Below are 23,597 nucleotides of genomic sequence, written 5' to 3' on the forward strand. Positions count from 1 at the left end.
TTTTATCAAGAAAAAAGGAGTTCGCCCAAAGGCGAATAAAACAAAAACCACAAAAAAGATAAAACTAAAATAAAAGTTCTATCTTTTTTTAATTAAAATTAATTTTAAAAGTAAATTTTTAATATTTTGTTATAAAAATGCTTAAATCATTGCGTATTTTTCAACAAAATGAGAATATTATTTTTAAGCCGTTCCTATATTTTTATTCCTAATATTTTTTCAATAGCCTTATACAAATGTTCTTTCCCTACAGGCTTTGTTATACACAATTCCATACCAGCTTCTAATATTTTTTCTATTTCCTCTTCTCTTGCATATGCTGTAACAGCTATAATTGGTATTTTATTTAATTTAGAATCATTTTTTATTATTTTAGTAGCTTCATATCCATTCATTACCGGCATTTGTATGTCCATTAATATTAAGTCTATTTTCTCCATTTTCTCTAAAATTTCAATAGCAATTTTTCCATTAGTTGCTGTTATTGTTTTAAAATTTATTTTTTTCATTAAATACTCCAACAAATGAGCATTTATAACATTATCTTCTACTATAAGAACTATTTTTTCTTCCTTAATCTCCTCTAATTTCATTTTATCATTTTTTGTTTTATTATTTTTCATCACTGCATTCTCTTCATCTATATTTTTATCTAACTCATCACTAATATCCTCTATTTCATTATTCTTATTTAAAATTTCTAAAGGTAATATAAAAGTTATTTCTGTCCCTTTCCCCTTTTCGCTGTTTATAAATATTCTTCCGCCCATTAATTCTACTAATTTTTTCGAAATAGATAGTCCTAGTCCTGTACCTTTATACCTCTTATTATATGAAGAATCTCCTTGTGTAAAAGGTTCAAAAATTTTATCAATTTTGCTTTTTTCTATTCCTATTCCACTATCTTTTACTTTAATCTCTATTCCCATTTTATTATCTATAATATATTCTTTTTTTACTTTTATATTAATTACTCCATCATCTGTAAATTTTATAGAATTTCCTATTAAATTTGTTAATATTTGTCTTATTTTCCCTTCATCTGCCATTATCTGTTTTGGCAGTGCTTTATCAAAATCCAATAATAATTCCAACCCTTTTTTATTAGCATTTATCGATAAAAATTCTATAAGATTTTCAAAAAAACTCTTTATTTCAATTTCAGTTTTATTTATTTCTACTTTCCCAGCTTCCATCCTAGATATATCTAATATATCATTCACTATTTCCAATAAATTTTCAGCAGAATTTTTTCCCATTTTTACAAATTTCATCTGCTTCTCATCTAACTCTGTAATCTCTAAAATTTCTAACATACCTATAACTCCGCCTAATGGAGTTCTTAATTCATGGCTCATATTAGCTAAAAACAAGCTTTTAGCTTTATCTGCTTTTTTAGCTTCCTCTATTGCTTTTTTTAATTCTTCCTCTTTTTCTTTTCTTTCTGTCACATCTATTGCTATTCCTAATGAATAAACCTTTCCACTTATTTCAAATGGTATTTTTCTAACTTCTAACCACCTTTTATCTTGTTTTATAGTTGTAAAAGATTCTAAAGGAATATATTTTTCTATTTTAGTTTCTATAACTTCTATATCGCTTTTAAGATATTCTTCTGCTTCTTCCAAATTTAAATTATATTTTTCATATATATCTTCTATTTTAAAATTTTCTATTTTTTCTATTGGAATACCATAATAATCACTTAATGTTTTATTGGCAATTAAAAATTTACCCTCTTTATCTTTTGCAAAAATAAAAGCAGGTGCATTATCTATTATTTTTCTTATTAATATATATTGTTCTTTTATCTCATTTTCCATTTTTCTAATTTTTGTAATATCTCTTGTAATTGATACCATTGAAATAATTTCTCTATTTTCATTAAATATAGGATTTATCTTGCTTTCTACCCATATATACTCACCTTTTTTATTTCTCATTCTATATTCATAAATCATCTCTGAATCTTTATTTGTAGTATGTAGTTTTTTTGCCATTTTTTCTATATCATCTGGATGTATAAAACTATATGGATCCTTACCTATAAGTTCTTCTGCTCTATATCCTAATACCTTAAAAACAGAGTTAGATACTTTTGTAAATTTTCTATCTTTATCATGAAAACTTATTATATCTGTTGTTATATCCATTAAATATTCACATTCTTTTTTCGTATCATTCAATTTATACTCACCTCCATAATTTACCATAAATTAATATCAAAACTGCTACATCCATTTCTTAATTATACCATATCAAATCCCTAAAATAAAGAAAATGCAGAAATAATTTCCGCATTTTCTTTATTTTTATAACTATTTTCTATCTTTCTTAATTTCTTCAAATATTTCATCTAAATTTTCAACTACAGCATCTATATCTTTTTCTTCTATTATTAATGGTGGCAAAAATCTTAAAACTACTCCACCAGCACTTCCAATTAATATTTTTCTCTTTAACATTTTTTCTACTGTATCTTTTATTAAATCGCTTTCTATCTCTAGACCTATCATAAGCCCTTTTCCTCTAACTGATTTTACAAAATTATATTTTTTTACTAATTCATTTAATTTAAATCTAAAATATTCTCCTTTTTTTCTCACACCATATAGGAATTCTTTTTTAGAAATTTCCTCTACTACAGCTATACCTGATGCTGTCGCCATAAAATTTCCACCAAATGTAGAAGCATGATCTCCAGGCTCAAATATCGAAACTTCATCCGTTGCTAATAAAGCTCCTATTGGCAACCCATTTCCAAGAGCCTTTGCTGATGTAATCATATGAGGTTTCAATCCGTAAATTTCATATGCATATAAATACCCTGTTCTTCCTACTCCAGTTTGTACTTCATCAATTATAAGCAATATCCCTTTTTCATCTACTAATTTTTGCAACTCTTCCCAATATTCTTTAGGCGCAATATTAACTCCACCTTCTCCTTGTATAACTTCTATCATTATAGCTAATGTATTATCATCTATTTTAGATTTTAAATCCTCTATATTTCCAAATTCAGCATATTTGAACCCTTCTGTAAGAGGTGTAAAATGTTTTTGATATTTCTCTTGTCCTGTTGCTGTAACGGTTGTTAATGTTCTACCATGAAAAGATTTTTTCATAGTAATTATATCAAATTTCCCATTTAACTTTAACTTACCATATTTTCTAGCTAATTTTATTGCACCTTCATTAGCTTCTGCTCCACTATTTGCAAAAAAAACTTTATCAAAAATTGTATTTTTAACTAAAAGTTCCGCTAATTTTATTTGTGGCTCAATATAATATAAATTTGAACTATGCATAATTTTTTCTGCTTGATTTTTTATTGCTTCTACAACTTTAGGATAAGAATATCCCAAATTATTTACTGCTATTCCTGCAAAAAAATCTAAATACTCATTTCCTTCAGTATCATATAATTTTACTCCATCTCCAGATACAAATGACACATCTATTTTTCCATAAGTATTCATTATATATTGTTTATCTTTTTCTTTTAATGTTTTTAAATCCATTCTTTAATTATCTCCTCTCTAATCTTCTTTATCTGCTTTTTTTATCATTGTTCCTATTCCATCATCTGTAAATAGTTCCAATAAAATAGCATGTCTAACTCTTCCATCTATTATATGGACTCTCTCTGCGCCTTTTTTTAATGCTGTTAAACAAGCATCTACTTTAGGCAACATTCCACCAGATATAATCCCACTATCAATAAGTTTTTCTGCATCATCTAAACTCATTTCTGATATTATACTACTTTTATCTTCTATATCCTTTAATATACCTGCTATGTCTGTCATTAATATAAATTTATATGCACCTAATGCTCCTGCTAATTCTCCTGCTACATAATCAGCGTTTATATTATAACTTTTTCCTTCTTCATCCACACCTACAGGAGATATTACTGGAATAAATCCCTCTTTTTCTAATATCCTAATCATTCTAGGATTTATAGTTTTTACATTTCCAACATAACCTATATCTACTTTCTCGCCCTCTTTTTCAATATATTTTTTATCTGCAACAATCAAATTGGCATCTGTACCACTAAGCCCTACAGCTTTTCCACCAAATTTATTTAATTTTGTTACTATATTCTTATTTATTTTTCCAGCTAATACCATCTCTACTACTTCCATAGTTTCATAATCTGTAACCCTATTCCCCATATTAAATTGTGCAGTTTTCCCCAATTTACTTAACACTTTATTTATTTCAGGTCCACCACCGTGAATAATAACAGGATTCATTCCTACAAATTTCATTAAAACTATATCTTGAACAACTTCATCTTTTATTTTTTCATCTATCATTGCATTCCCACCATATTTTATAACTACTGTTTTTCCATAAAATTCTTTTATATATGGCAATGCTTCCATTAATATTTCAGCTCTTTCAATTTTTTTCCCTATCAATTTGCTATCCTCCTTCAATATTTATCAGCTCCTATAATCAGCATTTATTTTTATATAATCATATGACAAATCGCAACCCCAAACTCTTGCTGTTGCCTCTCCTAATTTTATATCAATAGTTATAACTATTTCATCTTTTTTTAATTCTTTATTAATTTCAACTTCACTTTCTAAAACTCCTATTCCATTCTCACATACTTTTATATCTCCTACAAAAATATCAATTGTTCCTTCTTCCACTTCAGCATCAGAATATCCAATTGCCATAATTATTCTACCCCAATTTGCATCTTCTCCATAAACTGCTGTTTTTACTAATGGTGAAGTTATTACTGATTTTCCTATATTTTTCGCATCTTTATCAGAGTCAGCATTTAAAACTTTTACTTCTATTAATTTTGTAGCTCCTTCTCCATCTCTTGCAATACTTTTAGCTAAATGCTCCATTACAAAATTTAAAGCATTTTTAAACCTCAAATAATCTATACTATTTTTATCTGTAACTTTTTGATTATTAGCAAAACCATTTGACATAATAATAAGACTATCATTAGTAGATGTATCTCTATCAACTGAAATCATATTAAATGTCTTATCAGTTATATCTTTTAATGTATTTTGTAAAAGCTCTTTATCTATATCTATATCTGTTGTTATAAATCCAAGCAGAGTCGCCATATTAGGATGTATCATACCAGACCCTTTTGCTATTCCACCAATTCTTATTTTTTCACCATTTTCTGTTTCAAATTCTACCGCTATATGTTTTTTTACTAAATCTGTTGTCATTATAGCTTCTATTGTATCTTTTCCACCATTATCTTTTATCTCTTTTACTGCTTTTGGAATAGATTTTTCTAATTTTTCCATAGGTAATTGCACACCTATCACTCCAGTGGAACATACCAAAACTTTTTCTTTATCTAATCCTAAATTTTCAGCTGTTATTTCAGTCATCCTAAGAGCATCCATATATCCTTTTTTTCCTACACAGGCATTTGCATTACCGCTATTTACAACTATTGCATTAATATTTCCTTTTGATAAATTTTCCCTATTTACATCAATAGTTCTTGACCTGACTTTATTAGTTGTAAAAACAGCTGCTGTTACACATTCCTTTTCACAATAAATAATAGCTAAATCTTTTTTATCTCCTCCATTGCCTTTTATATCAGCAACTACTCCAGAAGATTTAAATCCATTTACCCAAGTAATATCTCCATCTTTTAATACTTTCACTTCGTTCATTTTTATCACCTCTATATTAAATTAAAAATTCTCTTTTAGAAAATTATAGTTATTTACAACTTTTTTTAAATATGCAGTAGTTATATCTTTACTCTTTTTTTTATCACTTATTTTTTTAGTAAGAGAAGGTCCTAAATTATAAGCTACAATACCTTTTTTCACATTATCAAATTTTAAAATCTGTTCAAAAAGATAAAAAGCACCAATTAACACATTTTTCTCTATATTATACAGTTCATATTTATTTTTTAGTTTTACTCCTATTTTTTTACCTGCTTCTTTTGCTGTCCTATATTTTATTTGCATTAATCCATATGAAGGATCAGTCGATCTTAGCCTTGCCCTAAAATTACTTTCTGTCATTATAACTGCCAAAATCATTCTCCAATTATATTTATATTTTTGACTTTCTTTATATATTACTTCTGATAATTTTTCCTGTTCATTTTTATTTAATGTATTTCTACTTAAATTTTTTATTGCATCTAATAGTTTTTTAAACTCTATTAATTCTTTTAACTTTTTATCTTTTATTCTCATTTCAGCTTTTAATCTTTCTATTGTTCTTCTATGTTTTTCAATTTGTATATTTCTTTGGGAAATTTCTCTAATTATAAGTTGAGAAAATAGTGCTATTCCTATACCAAGAAACAGCAATAATATAAATGTAGCAAATTTACTCATTCTAATATTTATACCTGGTCTACCTGCTTTTATAGATATAAATTCCTCAAACATAGTTTCAATTTTATTTTTCTGTTTTTTATTTGCTTTTTCTTTGATTTTAATCGCCCCCTGAATAAATAAATATCAAAAAAATTATATCCCATTTTTATAATCTTCCTAATATTCTTCTTCTCACAATTATACTCTATCTCCTTATATTTATCAAGATAATTCGAAAAATAAAATGGTTTAAAAAATAGGGTTTGCCATTGGCAAACCCCTACTATTTTTATTTTATATAATTTTTTTCTTTTGCATAATTAAATAATCCACCAGCATCTATTATATCTTTTACATCTCCTAATTCCTTTAAAACATACTCTTTTTTAGACGTTTTATTTTTCAAAATTCCTTTTAAAACATCTATTTCAAGTTCGTCTCCTGTTTTTATTTCATCTATTAATCTTTTTTCTGTTTCATATGGAATTAAAAATCCTCCATCAACACTATTTCTATAAAAAATTCTTGCATAATCTTCTGCTATTACAGCTTCTATCCCTGCTTTTGCTAATGCAAATGGTGCATGCTCTCTACTTGAACCACATCCAAAATTTTTACCAGATATTACTATTTTATATTCTGATTCAAATTCTCCCTCTTTTATAAAAGGAGTATCTCCTATTGCTTCTTTTGGTAATCCAGAAAATGCATATTTCCCATAAAGTTTTGATTCCTCTTCATCATCTAATTTATATACAAGATGCATTGCAGGAATTATTTGATCTGTATCTATATTATCACCTAAAACATAAGCTTTTCCTTTTATTATATCTGCCATTCTAATTCCTCCCTTATATAAACTTTCTTGGATCTGTAATATACCCAGTAACTGCTGAAGCTGCTGCTGTATATGGAGATGCTAAATATATTGGTGCATCCATAGAACCCATTCTACCTGGAAAATTTCTATTTGTAGTAGATATTACTACTTCTGTATTATGAGTTCTTCCAAATGTATCTACTGGACCTCCAAGACATGCTGCACAAGAAGGTTTTCCTACTTTACACCCTGCTTCTACAAATATTTCCCTTAAACTTTGACCATCAAATTTTATCTTATCCAAAGATTCATTTACTTTTGTAGTTGCTGGCACAATAAACGTATCTATTGCCACTTTTCTACCTTTTAATATTTTAGCTGCTGCTACAAAATCAGCTGTTTTTCCACCTGTACAAGACCCTATGTATGATCTATCTAATTTTACATCACTTAAATTCTTAGCTAGCTCTTTATTCCCTGGAGAATGTGGTTTTGCTACTACTGGTTCTAATTTAGTTGCATCATAGACTTTTGTAAATGAATAATTAGCATCTTCATCAGATTTTAACATTTCAAATGGTCTATTAGTTCTTTCATTTACATATTCAACTGTAATTTCATCTGGCTCTATTATTCCGCATTTACCACCAGCTTCTATACTCATATTACAAATTGTCATTCTTTCTTCCATACTTAAAGAATGAATTGCTTCGCCATCAAATTGCATACATTTATATGTAGCTCCATCAAATCCAATATCTCCTATAACTTGTAATACTATATCTTTTCCCATTATGTATGGAGGCAATTCTCCTTCAAATGTAAATCTCATAGTTTCTGGAATTTTTACCCACAATTTACCTGTACCCATTATATAAGCACCATCTGTATTTCCTATTCCTGTTGCAAATTCTCCAAATGCTCCTGCTGTTCCTGTATGAGAATCTGTTCCAAATAATACTTCTCCTGGTCTAGTATGTCCTTCTTGGGCTAACGCTACATGACATACTCCTTTATAATTTGTTGTAAATGGTTCATAAAAATATTTCAACTCTTGTTTTTTCGCAAAATCTTTTACATATTCTATATTTCTCATTGCATGTTTATCTTTTGTAAATATATAATGATCAGGCACTAATACTATTTTTTCTTTATCCCAAACCTTTGCATCTTTTCCAAATTTTTCTTCAAAAATAGCCATTGTTCCAGGCCCTGTTACATCATGTGTCATTAGTACATCTACATCTACCCATACATTTTCACCAGGAGTTACTTTTTCTTTTCCTGAATGTTTTGCTAATATTTTTTCAACAATTGTCATTCCCATTTTGCTGCCTCCTAATCTCTGTCATAGTCTATTAATACATATAATTATACAACTTTCCTATTATTTTGTCAATAAAAAAATAAGCTATGCGTCATATGGTAAAGTATAAATGTTTTTCAAAATTTTTGGTTTCTGAAAAATTTTGCCTTGAAAAATTGCATATTTCAAAAAAATGGCATAGCTTATTTTCCAAATAAAATTTATACTTTCCTAGTAAATAAAAAAAGAGAGTTTTTATCTCTCTTTCTAATTTCCTTTTTTATATTTTTCTAACCAATACTCACTTTTTCTTTTTATTCTCTGCATTGCATTGTCAATTGCCTTTGTCTTTTTATCCATAGTTTCTGCTATTTCTGTATAGCTTTCTCCACACATCATTTTTTTAAAAACATTATATTCAAATTTACTTAAATTCTTTTTCAAATAACTTTTTAATCCTTCTATTTGTTCTCTTGATATATATATCTCTTCTGGATTATAGATTATATAAGATTCTAAATATTTTGAACTATCATAATTATCATCTACATAATCGTTCACCACTTTATTTAACGCTTTATTTTTTTTAGTATTTGAGCTCTTTATAGCTGAAATCAACTGTCTTTTTATACAAATTGATGCAAATGTTTTAAAAGATGCTAATTTATTTGAATCATATCCTCTAATAGCTTTTAATAATCCTATCATTCCTTCTTGAATTAAATCTTCATGATCTGCTCCTATTAAAAAGTAATTTTTGGATTTTATATATACAAAATCTTTATACTCTGTAAAAATTTCATTTACAGCATCCTCATTTCCAGATTTTGCTTCTTCTATTAACTTTTCATCAAGGTCTTTTATCTGCATTTTATCCTCTCCTATTTAATAGAATTTGTGATAATAATATTCCTCCTGCTACTGAAACATTAAGAGAATTTACATTCCCAACCATTGGTATTTGAACCATAATATCGCAATTTTCTTTTACAAGTTTTCTAATACCTTGCCCTTCACTTCCCAAAACTAAACAAGTTTTATTTGCATATTTTTCTTTAGTATAATAATTTTTACCATCTGCTTCTGCTCCATATACCCAAAAATCTATTTTTTTCAATTTTTTCATAAATTCTACTAAATTTTTAACAACTACAATATTTACATGTTCTATTGCTCCTGTTGAAGTTTTTATCACTGTCTCATTTATTTTCACACTTCTTTTTTCTGGAATTATTATTCCATCTACTCCAAAAGCATCTGCACTTCTTATTAAAGCACCAAAATTTCTAGGGTCCTGTACATTATCTAAAACAAGTACTGTACTCTCTTTTTTTCCTGCTAATCTTTCTAAAAATTCCCATTCATCAACAACATAATTATATTCTTTTAAGTAAGCCACTATTCCTTGAGTGTCTTTCTCTCTTTTCTTTATATAATCGACTTTTATTCCATTTTTTTTACATAAATTCACAATTTCTTCAATTTTATTTTTATTAACTCCTTCATAAATCTCTATTTTTTCAATTTCACTATTTTTTTTTACTGCTTCTCTTACTGGATTTACACCATATATTTTATTCATATTTAAACAACTCCTAATTTTATTCTTTCTATGTCTGCTCCTATTTTTTTTAATTTTTCTTCAAATTTCTCATAACCTCTGTCTATGTGATATACTCTATTTATTATTGTTTCTCCTTTTGCTGCAAGTGCTGCAAGTACTAAACTTGCTCCTGCTCTCAAATCAGAACACATAACTTCTGCCCCTTCTAATTGACCTCCACCAGTAATTATAGCTATATTTCCTTCTATATGTATATTGGCACCCATTCTATTTAATTCAGATACATGCATAAATCTATTTTCAAAAATTGTTTCTTTTATCTCACTTGTTCCTTTTACAAAATTAAGTAAAATCATTATTTGTGCCTGCATATCTGTTGGAAATCCAGGATGTGGCCTTGTTTCTATTTTTATTGCTTTTAATTCTTTTTTTTCAATTGTTAATTCTCCATCTTCTTCTATAACTTCTATTCCAGCTTCTTTTAATTTCATTAAAAAACTTTCTAAATGTGACAAATTTGCCCCTAATATTTTCAAATCTTCTCCCACTAATGCAGCTAAAATTATAAATGTTCCTGCTTCTATTCTGTCAGGAATTATTTTGTATCTACCTGGATATAATTTTTTAACTCCAGTAATTTCTAATCTATTTGTACCTACTCCACTTATTTTAGAACCCATTTTTATTAAAAAATTACATAAATCTTCTATTTCAGGCTCCATTGCTGCATTTTCTAAGATAGTTACTCCTTCTGCTTTTACAGCTGCCATAATTATATTTTCGGTAGCTCCTACACTTGGAAAATCTAAATATATTTTATTTCCTACTAATTTTTTAGCTACTGCTTCTACATATCCATGTTCTAAATTTATTGTTGCTCCTAATTTCTCAAATCCTTTCAGATGATAATCGACAGGTCTTGCTCCAATTGCACAACCACCAGGCAGAGAAACTTTTGCTTGATTTACATTTCCTAATAAAGGTCCCATTACAAGAAAAGAAGCTCTCATTGTTTTTACTAAATCATATGGAGCTTCTATACTTTTTATTCCTCTGTTTATAAGTTTATAACTATTCTCATCTATTTTTTCAACTTCTATTCCTAACTCTGTTAATAATTTTAACATAGTTCTAATATCTTTTAAATTTGGAACATTCTCAAAGATATACTCTCCCTCTTCTAATAAAGACCCTGCTAAAATTGGAAGTGATGCATTTTTAGAACCACTTACTCTTATTTTTCCTTTTAATTTTTTATTTCCATTTATTTTAAATCCATCTACCATCTATTTATTCCTCCATATTTTACTAATTCTATTTCATGATTTTATTTTCATCTTATTTCTTACAAACGGCACATTTAATCCCTAATATTTTATCAAATATAGTCATTTTTTTAAATTCATCTTTATATTGTGGCAATTTCTTCACAACTTGTTCATAACATTCATCACAAATCTTTTTCCCCTTATTTTTGCTGAATTTTTCTCCAAGTCCAGCATCAATAAAATCCTGATCCATATCTCTAATTACTACATTTTCTTTTGTCTCTTTTAATGCTTCTTTTGCTGCTATTATTAGTCCTATATTTCCACTATAGGCTAATCCGTCCACTAATTGATATTTTAATTTTATCTTTTCTGCTTCTGCTATATATGGCTTTAATTTTTTCAATGGTAAATCTCTTGACATCTTTAAAATATAAGCTCTAGTTTCATTTATTGCAGCTATAATTTCTGGATATACATCATCTTCTATTATTTGGTCTTTTGTTAAAGCAGCAATTATTCTCTCTTTGTATTCTCCTAAAAATATATTTTTTTCACTTTGAACTTTCAAAAAACTCATTCTATTTTTCTCAATTTCATCTATCATTTCTCGTTTATCCATTTTATCTCTCCATGTTTATAATTTTTAATTCTCCTTTTGCAAAATCTGATACATAAAGTTTATTTTTATCAAAAAATAGATCTCTTGGCATTCCAAAATCTCCTATTTCAAATAATAAACTCCAATTTTTATCAAATTTTATTACTCTTCCATTTCCTTCATCGCTTATAAAAAAATTCCCATATTCATCTGAAACTATGCTTTCTGGATATTTTAATCCATTTAATTTTTTTTTATATTCAAGTTCAAAATATCTATTATATTTTGATATTTCAGAATTTTTCTTATCTAAAACATATATATTATTCTCAAATATTTCAAATGATATTGGATTTTCTCCATTTATTTTATACTCTTTTTTCTTGCTTCCATCTTTTGTAAATATAAAAATCTTTTTATAATATGAATCTAAAACATATAATTTTTCATTATATAATTTTAATTCTACAGGGCTTACTAATGTTTTTTCTTTTATAACTTTTTTAGTATTAAAATTTTCTTTATCTATTAAATATACTTTTTTATAATAATAATCTATTATAAATATTGTTTTATTATTTACTGCTATTTTATCAAATAAAATTTCAAATTTATAAGCATCTTTAAAATTTAAATCTTTATTAAATTTTAAAAGCAATTTATAACCTATTAAACTTAGCCATATATTTTCATCCTCTACACAAATAGCTTTTGGTTTTGAAAGTTTTAAATTATCTATTTTATTTATACTTTTTATCTCTTTGATTTCGTTATTCATTTCCCAATAATAAGAGTTTAAAATTTTATATAACTCTTTCTTATTTTTTTCATCTATAAATTCAATAAGTTTTTTATTTTCATTTTTATATTTCTTATTTAATAAACTTTTATTATAAATTTCTGCTGTTTTTTCTTTATTTTCATTTCTTATATAATAATATAAAAGTTCTTCTTTCCTATTTCCAGATTTTAAAATTTCTTCTACATTATCTTTGTTTAAAGATATTTTTAATTTATTTAATTCAGATTTTTTTTCACAGTAATACCACAAATTATCCTTTTCTATATTTAATATTGAGTAATAATCTCCTGCTATAATTGTCTTTAATAAAATTCCATAATCAGATAATTTTATAACCCTTTTATTAAATGTATCAGCTATATATATATTCCCTTTTAAAACCTTTATATCAGAAGGAAATTTTAATTTTATAGACAATTCATCTGTTTTTTCCCCAGAAAAATCATATAAATATATTTCACTAGATGATTTATCCAAAACATATATTTTATTATTATATATATCTAATTTTATAGGATATAGTTTCCCAACTTTAAATTCCTTTAAGAAATTGTTTTTTTCATCAAATATAGAAATTGTTTTTTTTGTAGAATTAATAATATAAATTTTATTCCTATATATTTTCATTCCATATGGTTCACTCAAAATACCTTTTCCAAATTCAGAATACTCTTTTTTATCTATATCATATATAACAATTCTATTATTATAACTATCTGATATATAAATTTTATTTTTTCCATACTCTATACATCTAGGATGATTAAAATCATATTTTAGCTCTTCATTATTAACAACAACTTTGTTTTCAAATTCATATACAAAAATCTCTAATTTTCCATCATTATAATAATCTGAAATTGGTTTCATAACTTCCCCCGTTGAAAATTTATTATCAAATTAACAAACCATCTTTAAGACAATTCTAAAGAATATTAATTTTTTGATAATATATCCTTTATCTCTTTTCTTGTTAGAGATGTTAATTTCATTATAGTTTCAATGTCTAATCCTAACATTATTGACTTTCTTACTACATTTTCTACCTCTTTTCTTATTCCTTCTCTTATTCCTTCTCTTATTCCTTCTTTTCTTGCTAACATTCTTGTTTCCTGCACATCATAATGTACTGCCATCTCAAACATATTCTCCAACCTCCCCTCATAAATTTGCTCAATAACTTCTTCTCTTTCTTCTTTAGGAACATTTATCCTTATTAATAGCAAATTCATTGCTTCTACTACTTTTTCTAATTCTCTTTTACTTCCAATATCTTTTTTCACATTTTCCCAATAACTTTTTTCTATATTACTTAATTTTGATAACTCTTCTGGCTTTTTTATCTTATCTATTAATAACAGTGTTGATAATAAATCTTCGTAAGTTTCAAGTTTTTCAAAACTTATTTTGTTCAGTTCTATTAATTCATATTCAAAATTAGGTATAAATCTTTTAAATTTTTCTTCATTTTTTACTTTTTCTTTAAACTCTTTTACTGATGTCCAATTCTTTATTCCGTCATAAAAAATTATTGGATATATTGGTGGCAATAAAAAACTTTTATTTTTTGATGCTTTCTTATTATCATCTATATATTTTCTCCAAAGTTTCACCATATATTCTAATATTCTAAAACTCATTAAAAAATTTATATTTGATTGTTGTTCTAATAAAACAAATACAAATATCTCTTCTCCATTAATTTTAACTTTATAAATTATATCACTTTCTCTATTAGTTTCTAATCCATCTGTAAATAATGATGGAATTAATTCAAGTTTACTTTCATCTATTTCTGATACCCAAGATTCTTTTATAAAATCTTTTAAGAGCATTAGAAATAATTTTTTATCTGAAAATATCTTCTTGAACATATCGTCTCTTTTTACTTTATTTCTCATAATTTTCCCCTTATACTCTAATCATTCTAATTTATAAAAAAATTTATTAATAAATAAGCTACGCTTCATCCGGTAAAGCATAAATATTTTTCTAAATTTTTGGTTTCTGAAAAATTTTGCTTTGAAAAATCTCATACTTAAAAAAATAGCGTAGCTTATTTTCTGAGTAAAATTTATACTTTCTTATTAAATTAAAAAATTCATCAATTCTATTATACTAAACTTACTATATTTTTTCAATACTTTAATATGCTTATTTCTTTAAGACATGATAAATTACCATTACGAATATCCCATCGCAAAAAACGTAAGGGTAATTCATGAATTACCCCTACACATATCCCCAATCTTAAAACAAAAAAGCAGGTATTCACACCCTGCTTTTAAGCCTCATCAATTTCATAATATAAATGTTTATAATGCAACTTTTGAATTATATCTCTTATTGCTAAATCAACCCAAAATTTAACATTATCTATTGAATTTCCATACCAAATGTCATCTGAAATCATCTCATCACTTTCGTTATAAATCTTAACTCTGTACTTCAAATTATTCCCCTCCCTTTTGTTCTTCAAAAATCATCTTATTAATAGCGTGTAGATAAGCTTTTACACTTGCTTCAATAATATCAGTACTTGCTCCTATTCCAGTATAATTTCCTTTTGAACCTTTTATTCTAACTCTTGCTTCTCCTAATGTTTCTTTTGTTTCACTTGTAGATTTTATATTATAATCAAGTAAAATTGATTTTTCACCAACTATTTTATCAATAGCTTTATACGCTGCATCTACTGGTCCATCTCCAATAGATGTTTCTGTAAATTCTTCTCCTGATTTTGATAATCTTACAACTGCACTTGGTATCTGAGTTCCACTTGATACACTTACATATAACACTTTATATTCTTCGTCAACTAAAGTTCTTTCTCCATCTATTATAGCTCTTATATCTTGCTCTTTTACTTCTTTTAAATTATCAGCTAATTTTAAGAATTTTTTATATAAATTTTCTATTTCACTATCTTCTAAATTATATCCCATCTCTTCTACTTTTACTTTGAAAGCATGTCTTCCTGAATGTTTTCCAAGTACAATATTATCTCCAAATACTCCTATATCTTCAGGTTTTAATATTTCATATGTACTTCTTTCTTTTAATACTCCATCTTGATGTATTCCTGATTCATGTTTAAAAGCATTAATTCCTATTATTGCTTTATTTTTAGGAATATAAAATCCTGTAAATGTTTCTACCATTTTGCTTGTATTATAAAACTGTTTACTGTTTATATCTGTAAAATAATCTCCTAAAATATCAGTTCTTGTTTTTAATATCATAACTAGCTCTTCCATTGCAGCATTCCCAGCTCTTTCTCCTACACCATTTACAGTACATTCTACTTGTTCTGCTCCATTTTGAATTGCTGCTATAGAATTTGCAACAGCTAATCCTAAATCGTTATGACAGTGAACACTTATTTTAGCTTTTTCTATCCCTTTTGTATTTTGTTTTATAGATTTTATAAATCTTCCAAATTCATCAGGAAGTTTATACCCAACAGTGTCAGGAACATTTAATACAGTTGCTCCCTCTTCTATTGCTGCTGCATATACTTTATATAAAAATTCCAAATCTGATCTTCCTGCATCTTCAGCTGAAAACTCTACATCATCAACATATTTTTTAGCAAGTCTAACAGCTTGCCTAGCTCTTTCTAATACCACTTCAGGCTCCATTCTCAATTTATATTTCATATGAACTGGAGATGTAGCAATAAAAGTGTGTATTCTTGGCTTTTCTGCTTTTTCTAAAGCTCTTGCTGCTGTTTCTATATCTTTTGATGTAGCTCTTGCTAAAGCTGCTATTGTTCTCCCTTTTATATTTTCTGCTATAGTTTTAACAGCATCAAAATCTCCTGGCGATGCTATTGGAAATCCTGCTTCTATAATATCTACATTTAATTTTTCCAATTGTTTTGCAAGCGTTATTTTTTCTTTTGCATTCATTGTAGCTCCAGGGGCTTGCTCTCCATCTCTTAAAGTAGTATCAAAAATATCTATTTTTTTCATTACTTCCACCTCTCTATAAGTATTTCAACATCTCATCCAATGTCTTTTTCCCTTTTTTTCGTGCTTCTTCAGGTAGAGTTATTTCGTATTTTTCTTCTTCTAAACTTTCTAATATATCTTCTAAATGTGTTTTTTTCATATTAGCACATACAAAATTTCTTGATACAGAATAAAATTTCTTATTAGGAGCTTCTTTTTGCAATCTATGAATCATTCCCTCTTCTGTTCCAACTAAAATTTCTTCTGCTTTTGTCTCTTTTACAAATTTTACCATACCTCCTGTACTCAAAACCTCATCTGCAAACTTTACAACTTCGGGTTTACATTCTGGATGAGCTATAAGAACTGCATTTGGATGTAACTCTTTTGCCTTTTTCACTTCTTCCAAAGTTATTCTATTATGAACATTACACTCTCCATCCCATAATACTATATCTTTTTCAGGAACATTTTCTTTTATATAATTCCCTAAATTTCTATCTGGCATAAATACAATTTTATCATTATCCACATTTTTAGCTATTACCAATGCATTTGCTGATGTACAACAAATATCTATTTGCTCTTTAACATCTGCATTTGTATTTACATAAGCTATAAATGTATAGTCAGGATATTGCTCTCTTAATTTTCTCACATCTTCTCCTGTTATTGTATCCGCCATTGGACAGCCTGCATCTTTTCTTGGTAATAATACCTTTTTTTCTGGATTTAACATATGTGCCATCTCTGCCATAAATTGAACTCCACAAAATACAATTATATCAGCCTTTACATCTACAACTTTTTTTGCAAGTTCTAAAGAATCTCCTGTAAAATCAGCTATATCTTGAATATCCCCTGTTTGATAATTATGTGCTAATATTACTGCATTTTTTTCTTTTTTTAATTTATTTATTCTATTTATCATTTCTTCCTTTGTCATTAATTTTTTGCCTCCTATAAATTTATAAAATTTTCAAGAATTATAAGTCCTTCATCATGGCTTTTTTCTGGATGAAATTGAGTAGCCATTATATTCCCTTTTTCTATTGCTGAGGTAAATTCTATTCCATAATCAGTAGTTGCAATAGTCACATCTTCTGATGGCTTAACATAATATGAATGTACAAAATAAAAATAACTATTATCTTTTATTCTTGTTAAAATTTTATTTCCTTTTTTTATTTTTATATTATTCCAACCTATTTCTGGAACTTTTAATCCTGTATTGTTTTTAAATTTTAAAACTTCACCTTTTATCAATCCTAATCCTTCTTCAGATGGATCTTCTTCACTTTTTTCAAATAAAATCTGTAATCCTAAACATATTCCAAGTAACGGTTTTTTCTTTGCTTCTTCTATTATTACTTCTTTTAGTCCCATTTTTTTTATATTTTTCATTGCATCTCCAAATGCTCCAACACCTGGTAAAATAAGTTTATCTGCTTTCCTTATTTTATTTATATCCGAACTTATTTCTACATCATCAGTGAATAGATTTAAAGCTCTTTTTACATTTGGTAAATTTCCCATTTTATAATCTATAATTATTATCAATTTTAACAACTCCTTAGAAATGGCTTAAAAATTCTTAAAAAAATTGTATGAAACTAATCCTACATTTACATTATAATTCAAACTCTCCTTAATCTCAAGTAATTTTTCTAAATTTTTAATATTTTTTTCTATTTTTTGCTTTTTTAATAAAAATATATATAAAATATCCCTTAAAAACTCTCTATTTTTTCCAATTTCTAATGCTAATTTTTCAGCAAAAATTATAATTTCTAATTCTGATAAAAATCTTTTTTTATTAATATAATCAATTATACATTTTATTATATTAACTTTAAATTTTATCTTTTGCGTGGACATATCTTTCATTTCTGATTCTTTTGTTTCTATATCTTTTAAATCCTCTTTTAAGTTATTTTTTAACTCTATATAATTTTTTAAATTGTCAAATATATTTTCATAACTTAATTCTTCTTCAAAATTATTATTAAACTCTTTAATATTTTTACTTTCTAAAATTTCTTCCATATTTCCATCAAAAAAATCATATATCTCTTCAGTAACCTCTAATTTTTTATAAGAAAGAGGTTTTATTTCAACTAAACTACTTCTCGAAATAATTGTTTTTAATAAATTTAAATTATGAGTCAATAATATAAAATATGTATTTTTTACAGGTTCTTCTATTGTTTTTAATAAAGCATTTGCTGATTCTTTATTTAATTTATTTACTTTATTTAAAATAAAAATTTTTGCCCCACCTTCATAACTACTATTTGAAGCTTCTATTATCATTTCTCTTACTTGTTCTACTTTTACACTTTTGTCTTCCATATCCAAAATTTTCAGATCAGCATAAATTTTTTTATCAATACTTTTGCATACTCTACACTCATCACAATAATCATTTTCAACTTCTGGACAATTTATAGCTTTTGCAAAATTAATTGCAAATTCAAAAATATTTACACCTTTTTTCCCATAAAAAAGATATGTTCCAGAACTTTTTTTCATTTTTAATTCATTTGTTAATATTTTTTTTGCATTTTCATCTCCTAAAAAATCTTTAAATCCCATTTATCTTTCCGCCTTTTCCAACCTTCTTAATACATCTGCCATATCAAGTGCTATCCCTGCTCCAAGTACAACTGATTCCAATGGATTATCTGCTAATGTTACAGGTAATTGAGTATTATTTGACATTAATTTAGTAAAGTGTCTTATCATAGAACCTCCACCAGTCATTACAATTCCTTTATCAACTATATCAGCTGCTAATTCTGGAGGTGTCTTTTCTAGTACTTGTTTTACTATATTCACTATTACCATTAATGAATCTTCTATTGCTTCTAATACTTCATTAGAATTTATAACAATTGTTTTAGGAAGCCCAGTCAACAGATCTCTCCCTTTTATATCCATTACTTCCTCTTGCTCTAATGGAAGTGCTGCTCCTATTTTAATTTTTATTTGTTCAGCTGTTCTATCACCTATTAAAAGGTTATGTTTTTTCTTCACATATTTTATTATATCTTCATCAAAATTATTTCCAGCTGTTCTTATAGAACGACTTACCACTGTTCCTCCTAAAGATATAACAGCTATATCAGTAGAACCTCCGCCAATATCAACTATCATACTCCCTTCTGGAGCAGATATATCTATTCCAGCTCCAAGTGCAGCTGCTCTAGCTTCTTCTATAATGTATGCTCTTTTGACTCCTGCAGCCAAAGTTGCTTCTAATACTGCTCTTTTTTCCACTCCTGTTACTTCTATAGGAACACATATCATTACTTCTGGTAAAAATATATTAAATTTACCAAAAACTTTTTTTATAAAATGATTTAGCATCTGCTCTGTTACATCATAATCTGCAATAACTCCCTCTTTTAATGGCCTTATTGCTATAATATTATCAGGTGTTTTTCCTAACATCTCTTTTGCTTCTTTCCCTGCTGCTAAAACTTTTTTTGTAACTCTATCTACTGCCACAACTGAAGGTTCATTCAAAACTATTTTTTCTTTTTGCTTATAATACGCAAGCGTATTTGCTGTCCCAAGATCTATTCCTATACTTTTATTCATACTAAAAAACGATTTATGAAATAATTTAGCCATTTTTTTCACCCTCTATTATATATTTTTCTATCAAATTATTAACTTTATCTTTCTCATTGTTCAAATAATAATATCCAACTAACGCCTCTAGTGCAGTAGCGTTTTTATACTCTTTTTGAGTACAACTTTTAGGATAACTTTTTATTTTAGCATTTCTTGCTCTTAATGCAATACTTTTTTCCTCTTCTGGTAAATTTTCAAATATTTTTTCAAAAATTATATTCTGACTTTTCGCATTAACATATTTTCCTACTAAATTATTTAATTTCCCAACTTTATAATTTTTCATTACGAAATACTCTCTTATATGTAATTCCCATATACTATCTCCAAGATAAGCCAGAGCTAAGCTACTAAGTTCTTTTAATTTTGAATTTCCCATGTTGTTTTATCCTTCCCATCTTTTAAAACTATATTTAGTTTTTTTAGTCTATTTCTTATTGTATCTGCTAATTCCCAATTTTTCATATTTTTAGCTTTAAATCTTATTTCTAATAACAATTCAACTAATTCATTTGTTAAATTATCTTCTATTTTAGTTTCTAATTCTAATTCAACTCCAAATACATCTTCTAAAATAGTTTTTATTAAATTATATATTTCATTTAAATCATTCTTATAAATTTCTGGATTTGATTCTTTATCTAAAAATTTATTTAAATCTTTTATTAATTCAAATATAGCCCCTAAAGATTTTGAACTATTAAAATCATTATCCATTCCATCTTCAAATTTATCTTTAAATATAACTAATTGCTCTTTTAAATATTTATTTTCTGATTGTTCCATATTTTCTATTGGATTATTTATCAATAGTTTTATTCTTTTCATAAAAGTCTCTATTCTTTCTAATCCTGTTTTAGCCATTTTCAATTCATCTTCACTAAATTCTATAGGTTTTCTATAATGAGAAGATAATACAAAAAATCTTAATATTCTTCCATTATATTTTTCTAAAATTTCTCTTAACAGAAAAAAATTGCCTTTTGATTTCGACATTTTTTCTCCTTTTATATTTATATAGCCATTATGCATCCAATAATTTGCAAACTTTTTACCTGTTGAACATTCTGATTGAGCTATCTCATTTTCATGATGTGGAAAAATAAGATCTTGTCCACCACCATGGATATCAAAAGTTTCTCCAAACTCATCCATACTCATTACAGAACATTCTAAATGCCACCCTGGTCTTCCTTCTCCCCAAGGAGAATTCCATTTTGGCTCATTTTCTTTAGCTTTTTTCCATAAAGTAAAATCTAATGGATTTTTTTTATTTTCATTTACTTCTATTCTTGCTCCTGATATTAAGTCTTCAACTTTTTGATGGCTTAATTTTCCATATTCTTTATCACTAAATACATCAAAATAAACATCTCCATTTGACTCATAAGCATATCCTTTTTCTTGTAATTCTTTTACCAATTTTATCATTTTACCTATATACTCTGTAGCTTTTGGATGTTTAGTTGTACTCTCTTTTATATTTAAAGGTTTAGTATCCTTAAAATATTCTCCAATAAATTTTTCAGCTATCTCTTTTACTGATTTCCCTTCTTCATTTGCTTTATTTATCATTTTGTCATCTATATCGGTAAAATTTTGTACATAATTTACTTTGTAGCCTTTATATTCTAAATATCTTCTAACAGTATCAAAAAATATTATAGGTCTCGCATTCCCTATATGTATATAATTATAAACTGTAGGCCCACAAACATACATATCCACTTCATTCTTTTTTCTTGATTTAAATTCTTCTAATTTAGAAGTTAAAGTATTATAAATTTTAAGCATTTTATCCTCCTAATACAATATATTTATTATCTGATCTGTTTTTATTTTTTTTCACTCGCATTAGCTTCTTCTTTATTAATTTTTTTTGAATCTATCATATTAGATTTATTATTATTTTCTAAAGTTGATGCTAAATCCAATATATCAAAAAATGCTTTTACATTAAAAGAAAATTTCAATTCTATACTATTTCCATCAGAAATCCCAGCTATTTTATAGCTACTGTTTTTCATCTTAAACTGTGGCATTAATTTTGATAAATCTATATTGCTATATAAAAATGTATTATTCTCTAATTTTATACTATTATTTTTTATTTTGTAATCATTTAATATTAATTTACCCGCTTTATCAAACTTTACATTCATCTTATTTGATATAATATATTTTCCATTTTGAGGTAATAATCCTAAATTTTTAAATACTCTTTCTAATCCATCTTTAGAATTTAAATCTAAAACAGCAGAAATATTTTTTTCTGTATCTGCTTTTAAAATCATTTCATTTCCTACACTATCTAATAAATTCTCTCCTTTTCCACCTGTAAATAGATCTAATACTGACAAATAATCTGTACCTTTATATTTTTTTATATCATTTAATATATATTTTATTAAATTTGAAAAGCTGTTATTTGCTAAATATAACTCATTATCACTAATACTAGTTTCTAAATTCCTATTGTTAAGTTTATTTGTGCTTAATAATTTAAATATATCACCTTTTCCATTAAGTTTCATACTAAAAACTATTGAATCTTTCGCTTTTATATATTTAGAATATATAGTTGCAAAATCTAAATCTGTTATATAATTATTTTCAGGAATATATTTTTTATAACTATTATAAATTTTATTTGCATCAACTATATAATACACATATTTATTTCCTTCAGTTTTAATTTTATCTAACATTCTTTTGTTAGTTTCACCTTTTTTTACTAAATTAATATATTTATCTAAATAATCTTTTGATAAAGTTAATACAAAATATCCTTTATAAGGTCTCATATAAATTTTAATATTTTTCAATTCCTTTTTATAAATTTCAGTAACATTATTTTGTTGGAATAAACTCTCAATATATTCATCTTTTAATATATAACTATTCCCATCTTTATCAAAAAATTTATCTAGTTGAGTTAGTGCCACAGAATACAACTCTCCACTATCTAATATAATAGCTAATTGTATATCTTTTGCACTTTTTATATCTTCAATTTTTTGAAATTCATGCACAACAAGAGTTTGCTTTATATATTTTTCCAATTCCATAGAACCTTTTGCTTTTTCATATTCCTTAGGCATTTTAGTTTTCATATAATCTTTTATTCTCTCATTTAATTCCAATATATCTTTATCATTTGATTTGCTAATTCCTACTACATCACTATCCTTAATTACAAAATCCATAATATCAGCTTTACTTACATTTAAAAATATTCCATACCCCATTACTCCTAAAAACATTATTATCGCTACAGAAATCCAAACTTTTTTCATT

The 23,597-nt window shown here is 26.2% G+C and carries 22 protein-coding genes; all 22 read right to left on the reverse strand.

Annotation, left to right across the window (positions count from 1 at the left end; genetic code table 11):
* Positions 1-194 precede the first annotated feature (194 nt).
* Positions 195-2,186, reverse strand: coding sequence for a PAS domain S-box protein (locus tag RDY08_RS08760; RefSeq protein WP_307903997.1), 1,992 nt, complete (start codon positions 2,184-2,186; stop codon positions 195-197).
* Positions 2,187-2,318: 132 nt separating this feature from the next.
* Positions 2,319-3,521, reverse strand: a complete 1,203-nt coding sequence (locus RDY08_RS08765) for an aspartate aminotransferase family protein (RefSeq protein WP_307903998.1) — start codon at positions 3,519-3,521, stop codon at positions 2,319-2,321.
* Between the two features lie 18 nt (positions 3,522-3,539).
* Positions 3,540-4,430, reverse strand: coding sequence for an acetylglutamate kinase (gene argB / locus RDY08_RS08770; protein ID WP_307903999.1), 891 nt, complete (start codon positions 4,428-4,430; stop codon positions 3,540-3,542).
* Positions 4,431-4,454: 24 nt separating this feature from the next.
* Positions 4,455-5,681, reverse strand: a complete 1,227-nt coding sequence (gene argJ, locus RDY08_RS08775) for a bifunctional glutamate N-acetyltransferase/amino-acid acetyltransferase ArgJ (protein ID WP_307904000.1) — start codon at positions 5,679-5,681, stop codon at positions 4,455-4,457.
* Positions 5,682-5,702: 21 nt separating this feature from the next.
* Positions 5,703-6,419, reverse strand: coding sequence for a lytic transglycosylase domain-containing protein (locus RDY08_RS08780; RefSeq protein WP_307904001.1), 717 nt, complete (start codon positions 6,417-6,419; stop codon positions 5,703-5,705).
* A 217-nt stretch (positions 6,420-6,636) separates the two neighbouring features.
* Entirely contained in the window at positions 6,637-7,185 is a 549-nt protein-coding gene (locus RDY08_RS08785; protein WP_307904002.1) for a LeuD/DmdB family oxidoreductase small subunit, read from the reverse strand.
* Positions 7,186-7,198: 13 nt separating this feature from the next.
* Entirely contained in the window at positions 7,199-8,494 is a 1,296-nt protein-coding gene (locus RDY08_RS08790; protein ID WP_307904003.1) for a 3-isopropylmalate dehydratase large subunit, read from the reverse strand.
* 246 nt (positions 8,495-8,740) lie between these two features.
* Positions 8,741-9,343, reverse strand: a complete 603-nt coding sequence (locus RDY08_RS08795; protein WP_307904004.1) for a sigma-70 family RNA polymerase sigma factor — start codon at positions 9,341-9,343, stop codon at positions 8,741-8,743.
* 1 nt (position 9,344) lies between these two features.
* Positions 9,345-10,055 (reverse strand): 23S rRNA (guanosine(2251)-2'-O)-methyltransferase RlmB, encoded by a 711-nt coding sequence (gene rlmB / locus RDY08_RS08800; protein ID WP_307904005.1) that lies wholly within the window; start codon positions 10,053-10,055, stop codon positions 9,345-9,347.
* Positions 10,056-10,057: 2 nt separating this feature from the next.
* Positions 10,058-11,323 carry a UDP-N-acetylglucosamine 1-carboxyvinyltransferase gene (gene murA / locus RDY08_RS08805; protein WP_307904006.1) on the reverse strand — a complete coding sequence of 422 codons (1,266 nt, stop codon included), beginning with the start codon at positions 11,321-11,323 and terminating at the stop codon, positions 10,058-10,060.
* 52 nt (positions 11,324-11,375) lie between these two features.
* On the reverse strand, positions 11,376-11,927 hold the full coding sequence (locus RDY08_RS08810) for a DUF1694 domain-containing protein (RefSeq protein WP_307904007.1): 552 nt from the start codon (positions 11,925-11,927) through the stop codon (positions 11,376-11,378).
* Between the two features lies 1 nt (position 11,928).
* Positions 11,929-13,578 (reverse strand): NHL repeat-containing protein, encoded by a 1,650-nt coding sequence (locus tag RDY08_RS08815; RefSeq protein WP_307904008.1) that lies wholly within the window; start codon positions 13,576-13,578, stop codon positions 11,929-11,931.
* A gap of 65 nt (positions 13,579-13,643) precedes the next feature.
* Positions 13,644-14,609, reverse strand: coding sequence for an Rpn family recombination-promoting nuclease/putative transposase (locus tag RDY08_RS08820; protein WP_307904009.1), 966 nt, complete (start codon positions 14,607-14,609; stop codon positions 13,644-13,646).
* 383 nt (positions 14,610-14,992) lie between these two features.
* The gene (locus RDY08_RS08825; protein WP_307904010.1) at positions 14,993-15,160 is read right to left on the reverse strand and encodes a hypothetical protein; all 168 of its coding nucleotides are present in this window, start codon (positions 15,158-15,160) and stop codon (positions 14,993-14,995) included.
* Position 15,161: 1 nt separating this feature from the next.
* Complete coding sequence (locus RDY08_RS08830; protein WP_307904011.1) at positions 15,162-16,682, reverse strand: 2-isopropylmalate synthase; 1,521 nt, start codon at positions 16,680-16,682, stop codon at positions 15,162-15,164.
* Positions 16,683-16,695: 13 nt separating this feature from the next.
* The gene (nadA, locus tag RDY08_RS08835; protein WP_504928428.1) at positions 16,696-17,607 is read right to left on the reverse strand and encodes a quinolinate synthase NadA; all 912 of its coding nucleotides are present in this window, start codon (positions 17,605-17,607) and stop codon (positions 16,696-16,698) included.
* A 14-nt stretch (positions 17,608-17,621) separates the two neighbouring features.
* Entirely contained in the window at positions 17,622-18,221 is a 600-nt protein-coding gene (gene hisH / locus RDY08_RS08840; RefSeq protein WP_307904012.1) for an imidazole glycerol phosphate synthase subunit HisH, read from the reverse strand.
* A 24-nt stretch (positions 18,222-18,245) separates the two neighbouring features.
* Positions 18,246-19,256 (reverse strand): DNA polymerase III delta subunit-related protein, encoded by a 1,011-nt coding sequence (locus RDY08_RS08845; RefSeq protein ID WP_307904013.1) that lies wholly within the window; start codon positions 19,254-19,256, stop codon positions 18,246-18,248.
* The gene (locus tag RDY08_RS08850; RefSeq protein WP_307904014.1) at positions 19,257-20,297 is read right to left on the reverse strand and encodes a rod shape-determining protein; all 1,041 of its coding nucleotides are present in this window, start codon (positions 20,295-20,297) and stop codon (positions 19,257-19,259) included.
* Positions 20,290-20,679, reverse strand: coding sequence for a Mini-ribonuclease 3 (locus RDY08_RS08855; RefSeq protein WP_307904015.1), 390 nt, complete (start codon positions 20,677-20,679; stop codon positions 20,290-20,292). Before RDY08_RS08855 ends, RDY08_RS08850 begins: the two co-directional genes overlap by 8 nt.
* On the reverse strand, positions 20,661-22,094 hold the full coding sequence (gene cysS, locus RDY08_RS08860) for a cysteine--tRNA ligase (protein ID WP_307904016.1): 1,434 nt from the start codon (positions 22,092-22,094) through the stop codon (positions 20,661-20,663). Before cysS ends, RDY08_RS08855 begins: the two co-directional genes overlap by 19 nt.
* Positions 22,095-22,135: 41 nt before the next feature.
* A complete protein-coding gene (locus tag RDY08_RS08865) occupies positions 22,136-23,596 on the reverse strand; it encodes a hypothetical protein (RefSeq protein WP_307904017.1) in 1,461 nt (486 codons plus the stop codon).
* Position 23,597 lies beyond the last annotated feature (1 nt).

Origin of the sequence: Haliovirga abyssi, from assembly GCF_030295325.1 — a bacterium.
Classification (GTDB): Bacteria; Fusobacteriota; Fusobacteriia; order Fusobacteriales; family Haliovirgaceae; genus Haliovirga; species Haliovirga abyssi.

Coding starts and splice junctions, on each gene's coding strand:
- RDY08_RS08765 (WP_307903998.1), bottom strand. CDS start 3,521: ATGGATTTAAAAACATTAAAAGAAAAAGATAAACAATATATAATGAAT.
- argJ (WP_307904000.1), bottom strand. CDS start 5,681: ATGAACGAAGTGAAAGTATTAAAAGATGGAGATATTACTTGGGTAAAT.
- RDY08_RS08780 (WP_307904001.1), bottom strand. CDS start 6,419: ATGTTTGAGGAATTTATATCTATAAAAGCAGGTAGACCAGGTATAAAT.
- RDY08_RS08785 (WP_307904002.1), bottom strand. CDS start 7,185: ATGGCAGATATAATAAAAGGAAAAGCTTATGTTTTAGGTGATAATATA.
- RDY08_RS08790 (WP_307904003.1), bottom strand. CDS start 8,494: ATGGGAATGACAATTGTTGAAAAAATATTAGCAAAACATTCAGGAAAA.
- RDY08_RS08795 (WP_307904004.1), bottom strand. CDS start 9,343: ATGCAGATAAAAGACCTTGATGAAAAGTTAATAGAAGAAGCAAAATCT.
- rlmB (WP_307904005.1), bottom strand. CDS start 10,055: ATGAATAAAATATATGGTGTAAATCCAGTAAGAGAAGCAGTAAAAAAA.
- murA (WP_307904006.1), bottom strand. CDS start 11,323: ATGGTAGATGGATTTAAAATAAATGGAAATAAAAAATTAAAAGGAAAA.
- RDY08_RS08810 (WP_307904007.1), bottom strand. CDS start 11,927: ATGGATAAACGAGAAATGATAGATGAAATTGAGAAAAATAGAATGAGT.
- RDY08_RS08815 (WP_307904008.1), bottom strand. CDS start 13,578: ATGAAACCAATTTCAGATTATTATAATGATGGAAAATTAGAGATTTTT.
- RDY08_RS08820 (WP_307904009.1), bottom strand. CDS start 14,609: ATGAGAAATAAAGTAAAAAGAGACGATATGTTCAAGAAGATATTTTCA.
- RDY08_RS08830 (WP_307904011.1), bottom strand. CDS start 16,682: ATGAAAAAAATAGATATTTTTGATACTACTTTAAGAGATGGAGAGCAA.
- nadA (WP_504928428.1), bottom strand. CDS start 17,607: ATGACAAAGGAAGAAATGATAAATAGAATAAATAAATTAAAAAAAGAA.
- RDY08_RS08845 (WP_307904013.1), bottom strand. CDS start 19,256: ATGGGATTTAAAGATTTTTTAGGAGATGAAAATGCAAAAAAAATATTA.
- RDY08_RS08850 (WP_307904014.1), bottom strand. CDS start 20,297: ATGGCTAAATTATTTCATAAATCGTTTTTTAGTATGAATAAAAGTATA.
- RDY08_RS08855 (WP_307904015.1), bottom strand. CDS start 20,679: ATGGGAAATTCAAAATTAAAAGAACTTAGTAGCTTAGCTCTGGCTTAT.
- cysS (WP_307904016.1), bottom strand. CDS start 22,094: ATGCTTAAAATTTATAATACTTTAACTTCTAAATTAGAAGAATTTAAA.
- RDY08_RS08865 (WP_307904017.1), bottom strand. CDS start 23,596: ATGAAAAAAGTTTGGATTTCTGTAGCGATAATAATGTTTTTAGGAGTA.